This is a genomic window from Microcystis sp. M53598_WE2, from assembly GCF_030067735.1.
Classification (GTDB): domain Bacteria; phylum Cyanobacteriota; class Cyanobacteriia; order Cyanobacteriales; family Microcystaceae; genus Microcystis; species Microcystis aeruginosa.
In genome coordinates, this window is the sequence record NZ_JASJFE010000251.1 from 1 (window position 1) to 6,272 (window position 6,272).

The 6,272-nt window shown below is 44.0% G+C and carries 4 protein-coding genes; 3 read left to right on the forward strand and 1 reads right to left on the reverse strand.

Annotated features, from left to right (window positions below; translation table 11 throughout):
* Nucleotides 1–170 precede the first annotated feature (170 nt).
* Nucleotides 171–1,616 carry an Ig-like domain-containing domain gene (locus PX636_RS05290; RefSeq protein ID WP_288116413.1) on the forward strand — a complete coding sequence of 482 codons (1,446 nt, stop codon included), beginning with the start codon at nucleotides 171–173 and terminating at the stop codon, nucleotides 1,614–1,616.
* 56 nt (nucleotides 1,617–1,672) lie between these two features.
* Nucleotides 1,673–3,910 (forward strand): FUSC family protein, encoded by a 2,238-nt coding sequence (locus tag PX636_RS05295; RefSeq protein WP_288116414.1) that lies wholly within the window; start codon nucleotides 1,673–1,675, stop codon nucleotides 3,908–3,910.
* Between the two features lie 401 nt (nucleotides 3,911–4,311).
* Here the strand turns inward: PX636_RS05295 and PX636_RS05300 are convergent, their stop codons facing one another.
* Complete coding sequence (locus tag PX636_RS05300) at nucleotides 4,312–4,947, reverse strand: hypothetical protein (RefSeq protein ID WP_002795622.1); 636 nt, start codon at nucleotides 4,945–4,947, stop codon at nucleotides 4,312–4,314.
* A 105-nt stretch (nucleotides 4,948–5,052) separates the two neighbouring features.
* Here PX636_RS05300 and mnmA point away from each other — a divergent pair, with 105 nt between their 5' ends.
* Nucleotides 5,053–6,111: a tRNA 2-thiouridine(34) synthase MnmA gene (gene mnmA / locus PX636_RS05305; RefSeq protein WP_288116415.1), complete on the forward strand. Its 1,059-nt coding sequence runs from the start codon at nucleotides 5,053–5,055 to the stop codon at nucleotides 6,109–6,111.
* The last annotated feature ends 161 nt before the right edge of the window (nucleotides 6,112–6,272 follow it).

Here is a 6,272-nt window from a genome sequence, read left to right on the forward strand (position 1 = left end):
AGTGGGGTGTAGGGTGTAGGGTGTAGGGTGTGGGGTGTGGGGTGTGGGGTGTGGGGTGTGGGGAGAATAAAGCTGCCTATTGCCTATTGCCTATTGCCTATTGCCTATTGCCTATTGCCTATTGCCTCCTGACTGACTCCTGATAACTGATAACTGATAACTGATAACTGATGAAAAGATTAGCTTGGTTCGATCGCTTAGTGTTAGCGACTATTTTGGCCTTAATTGCCGGGATATCGTCGATTTTGATCCAGGGAAATCAAGTTCCTACCCGAGGGGAGAATTTTAGCTGGCAAGGACGAAAAATCGGCGTTAGGGACAATTATTTTACTTTAAGTTTTAATCGACCGATTGACCGTTCCGACATAGAAACCGGACTGGTGATCGATCCTCCCTTGCCGGGTAAAATTAGCTGGTCTGGCGATCGCTTGACCTATACCTTGACGGAATTGCCCATCTACGGCAAAAAATATCAAGTAAAGTTACCCATTGCTCAAGGTGAGGACTTTATCGGGGAATTTTACACCCACGATCGAGCTTTTGCCTATATTGGAGTCAACCAAGAGGAAAGAGGTCGTTTAATCGTCTGTAATATCATTCAGGGGGCAAATAACGTCACAGAACTGAAAAAAACCATCCTTACCCCTGCGGATCTGGTGGTCACGGATTTTCAAATCTATCCGAGGGGAGAGAGAATTTTATTCTCGGCCTTCGATCGCTCTGACTTAGGACGAGACACCCCGAAACAGCAACTTTACACGATGACCACGGGTTTAAATCATGACGAAAATGGTCAAAATTTGCCCATTGGTCGTATAGAAAGGTTTTTAGATGCGAAAACCTATCAAAATCTGCGCTTTGATCTCTCAGATAACGGCAAAACCCTAATCGTGCAGAGAATTAATCATGGGAATCCGGGGGATGCCAGTTTATGGGTAATCAGTGATGATGGACAATCGCGACCGTTAGGAATGCAAGGGGATAATTTTTTACTATCTCCCGACGGTAAAAAAGCGGTTGTCAGTCAAACGGGAGGGGTAGCGGTGATTCCTTTGGATGTCCAAGCGGGAAAACCGGAATTTTTGCCTACCTACGAGAAAATACTCGCTTTTTCCCGGGATGGTCGCCAAAAATTAATGGTGAAATCAGAACCGGATAATCAGCGATCGCTATTTTTGCTCAACGATCAGGGAGAGTCAAGACTACTATTAAGAACAGCTAATCCGATTATTAGCTGTGAATTTGAACCGCGACAAGAAAAAACCCTTTACTGTCTGAAAAGCGATCTGGTCATGGGCAGCGATGGCAAAGTGAAAGAAGAACCATTTTTAGGGATTATTGAGCTAAAAACGGGTAAAATGATGCCCCTGCTGGCCTTACCTAATTATCGTGACGTGCAGATGAGTATGTCTCCCGATGGCGTGGCCTTATTATTTGATCAGTTAGCAACCACACCCTTTGGAGTCAGAAATGATTTAGTCACCGGGGAGGGGTCGAGCATTGCCGATGGTCGTCTCTGGTTATTACCACTCCCCGATCAATTCAGTCCCAATAGCACCCCGAAAATTTTACCTCAAGAACTCAACGCCGGTTTTAAACCCCGTTGGCTGCCCTAAAATTATTGATCGGTAGCTATGTTATCAGGTTCAAGAGTTAAGTTTTCAGTGAATTTATGCTACTTCAGCGATTTGCTTTTTTATTGCGTCCTAGTGGCGATATCGAGATCGAGCGGGGGATTCGGACTTTATTAGCGATTGCGGTACCGATTATTATCGGTGATATTTTAGATCAGTCAGAATTGGGGTTAATGGTCGGTTTAGCGGCTCAAACCTTGATTTTAGCCGATGTAGGGGGACTTTACCGCCTGAGAGCGAAAACTCTCGTCGCTACGACTATCGGGATGGCTCTAGCTTTGATTATCGGCACATTAGCCAGTGCTTGGCTAGGATTGACCGTAGTGATAGTTTTTTGCGGGTTGTTTCTAGCGGGTTATTTGACGGTTTACGGGGAAAATGGGGCGTTAGCTGGGGTAGTAATTAGTTTATTGCTGCTTTTTGCTGTTTCTTTGCCATCGGGAGATATTGTCGTCGCTTTACAACGGGCCGGAATCGCTGTGTTGGGAGGGGGATGGACAATTTTTTTAGCCCTGTTTATCTGGCCTTTTCGCCCTAATCAGCCTTTACGTCAGGTAACGGCGGAAAATTTTCAGGGTATCGCCACTTATCTCCGCTCTTTGCCCTTACACTCTCGTTCTAATGCTAATGAGGAGCCATATTTTGACAAAATCCGCCAACTGTTGCTCCGTTCTAGGAAAACTGTCACCTTGACGCGTCGGGGACGTTGGGGAAAAAGTGAGCTGCGGGAATTGTTAATCGTCTTGATCGAAGATAGCGATCGCATTAATACCAGCTTAATCGCGCTGCGAGAATTGCTTCATCTTCATCCCTTGCCACAACTGACCACGGTGGGTATTTTATTAGAAGATATTCTCGTGCAAGTGGCGGAAATTAGCGAAGATATTGCCTGGTTAATTTTGGGTAGAAATAAACGACCGGATTGTGAGCGCTTGCAGCTATTACTCAAGGCGATCGAGCAACAAAAAAACCTGCAAGCTAAAGTTTTAGAAAATGCCCAGGATGATTATAGCAGTTATGTGGCAATTTCCCAATTAAATAATCGTTTAAAAAAATTATTTAAACAGCTAAAAATAGCCAGTGAAACAGCGCAACATTTGCGGCAAAGCGAGGAATTTTCAGATAAAAAAAATCCTTGGCATCGGAACTTTGAAGGGATAGAAAAAGAGTACAGTCAAGAAAAAGCTTGGTGGGAACCATTAAAATCTAATTTTAATCTAGAATCGCCCCTATTTCGTCATGGTTTACGCTTGGGTTTGGGAAGTGCGCTAGGAGTTTTGATTTACAACAAGCTAGGAATTACCCATAGTTTTTGGATTGGTTTAACCTTAGTTATTGTGTTAAAACCAGATTTTAGCTTGACTTTTCAACGCTTTTTAAATCGGGTGTTTGGCACGATTTTAGGCTCGTTTTTTGTTTTGGCACTGTTGCGAATTATAGATAATCCGATCTGGTTAGAAATTATTGGGATGATTTCTATAGCGATCGCTTTAGCTTTGGTGCGATTTCACTATAGTTTGGCCGTATTTTTTATCACAATTTTTGCTTTAATCATCAGTCGTCTGGATGCCAGCAATGACGGTATTAATTTAGAGTATATCAGAATAGTTTATACTTTAATCGGTAGTGCTTTAGCCTTTGCACTTTCCTTCGGTTTTTTACGGTTTAATGAAGATGAACGTTTTTCCCTCGCTGCCATTAAAGCATTAGAAGCTAATCAAATATTTTTTCAGTCAGTTATGGCAGTTTATTTGGGAGAATCATCCTATCAAACTGCAATTTTATCTTCCCATCGCAATAAAGCTCGACGAGCAAATACAACTATGCAAACGGCCCTACAAAGACTAATTGATGATCCTAGCACACCCTTTCCACAAATGGAACCGGCAATCACTTTAAGTAATTATATTCCTCGTTTTGGTCGCGGGGTGACAGTTTTATTGACGGAATTGGAACAATATCGCGGTAGTCCTCCCCATCCTAATCTCAGTCTGTTCACACAACAATTAACCCAAGCTTTGACGCAATTAACCCAAGCTTTGCAAACAAATAATCCTCCTTCTCCCTTACCTCCCCTCGAAGATACTTTAGAAGAAGTCCTCGATCATTTGCAAGAATTGCGAGAGGAAAGGTTAGTGGAAATTGGCAATCAACAAGAGGGAACTAATCTCCATAAATATTTAGGGGATTATAATATTGTCACCACGGAACTTGTGGAATTATCCAGTCGTGTGGGGGTAATGAACACAGCAATCGATCGTTTTATTAGAAGTTAAAATTTAGTTATTAAGTAGTTGGACAAAAGTAAAGTTAACTGTGGGGTAAGGAGTCGGTCGTCAGGAGTCGGTCGTCGGTCGTCAGTAAGAATTGCGGCAATTTACATTTCTTAAGATAGACAACAGAATTTATGTCCGACTACTTAATAGGGTAAAATTAACTTTTTGGTTAGGATAGGCAAGAGGCAAGAGATTCGATCGAGATTAGCTGAAATTCTAGAGAATTATTGCATAATTAGGGTTTGCTGAATAAATCTAAAAACCTTGTTGGATAAAAATTTTAGACTTTTTTGATATCAAAAAGTGTCAGCCATTGGAGTGAACGGGGGGGAATAAAACCCTACACCCCACACCCTACACCCCACACCCTACACCCCACCAACAGACTGTTTCAGCATACCCTAATTATTGAGGGTAATAATCTGGGCGCTAAAACCCTGTTTAGTTAACTCTTGTACCCGTTGTTTAGCTTGGTATTGTTGCTGAAATAACCCCGCTTGAATCACATTTTCTCCCGCGCGGATAAATGCGAGGGGTTCAATTTCTTGAATTTTTGCCAACGCTTCCGCACTATTACTACTAACTTCCACGCGAAAGAGTTGATTAGCGGCAATAACCCGCTGCTGTGGTGCGGGGGGTTTATTGGCGCGATTTTGAGGTCTGGGTGCTGGTGGATTGACAGTCGGACGAGGATGATTATTAATCACCGTAGCATCGGCAGGACGCACGGTAGCGGGAGCTTGAAAAACGTATTCTCTCAGGGGTTGATTACCGGAAACTGGGGCAGCCACCGGGGGGCGAACTGATGGAGAATTAACTGGGGGTAAATTTAAGGGTGAACATTGGGAACAATTAACAGCACTGGGACTGTCTGAACGTTTAGTTGGTTGTCTCACCGCCGGCGGTGGGGGCAAACGACGACCGGGATAAAGATTCTGGGCAAAAGATAAGTTGGCTTTTAGCAGCAGCGTTCCTTGAGCGATTATCCCGACTTTTAACCAAAATAAAGCCGAGAAAAACAGTAGGTTTGTTCTCATTGTGCTGGTTTGTCCTCACACGAAATTTGGGTACACCATGTCCAAATTTTAAAGGAGGAGATGCTAGTCTAGAAAGTATATTGGTTAAAAATCATGACAAGGTTTATGGGAAAAGTTGTTGTCGGTCTATCGGGGGGAGTAGATAGCTCTGTTGCCGCTGCCGCCTTACACGCTCAAGGTTATGATGTTATTGGCTTGACCCTGTGGTTAATGAAGGGTAAAGGTCAATGCTGCTCCGAGGGGATGGTAGATGCGGCCTTTATTTGTGAGCAGTTGGGGGTTCCCCATCATATCGTCGATAGTCGCGAGCTTTTCCAAAAAGAAATTATTGATTATCTAGTTTCCGGTTACGAAGCGGGAATCACACCGCTGCCCTGTTCTCAGTGCAATAAAGCGGTAAAATTTAGCCCGATGCTGCATTATGCTAGGGAAACCTTGCAAACGGATACTATTGCCACCGGTCACTACGCTAGAATTCGTTTTTCTCCTGAAAATAACCGTTATCAACTGCTGCGCGCCGTCGATAAAAATAAAGATCAATCCTATTTTCTCTATGATCTAACTCAAGATGTACTGCGTGGGACTTTATTTCCCTTGGGCGAACAAACCAAGGCAGAAACCCGCAGGATTGCCCAGGAATTTCGCTTAAAAACAGCAGATAAACCCGATAGTCAGGATTTATGCTTGATTGAAGCTCACGGAACTATGCGATCATTCTTGGATAAGTATATCGCCGTTAGTGAGGGCGATATCGTCGATCTCGATGGCAAAGTTTTGGGTAAACATAGCGGTATCCATCATTATACGATCGGACAACGCAAAGGCATCGGCATCGCCGCCGCCGAACCCCTGTATGTGGTAAAACTGGATCCCGTCATGAATCGGGTTATCGTCGGTAATCGCGAAAGTGCCGTTAGTGCCGCTTGTCTTGTCGGACGGATGAACTGGGTTTCTATTGCCGAACCCACCACCCCTATCCGCGCGCAAGTACAGGTACGTTATCGTTCTCCGGCCGTTCCCGTCAATGTTATCCCCCTAGAAAATAATCAAGTGAAGCTGGTTTTTGATCAACCACAATTTAGCATCACCCCGGGCCAAGCAGCCGTGATTTATGAAGGGGAGATTGTCCTCGGTGGGGGGATTATTTCAGGAGCCACCCCATAGGGAGAGCCACCAATTCACAGAATAACCTGATTATGGTTCGGGGGTCATTCTGCCAATTAGGGACTCTCCCCGGCAGGTTTAGCTAAAAATTAACGACGGGGTACAGAAGCCTCGATGTTAATATTCATAGCGGAGACTCTTGGTACAGGATTGCCTTTGGC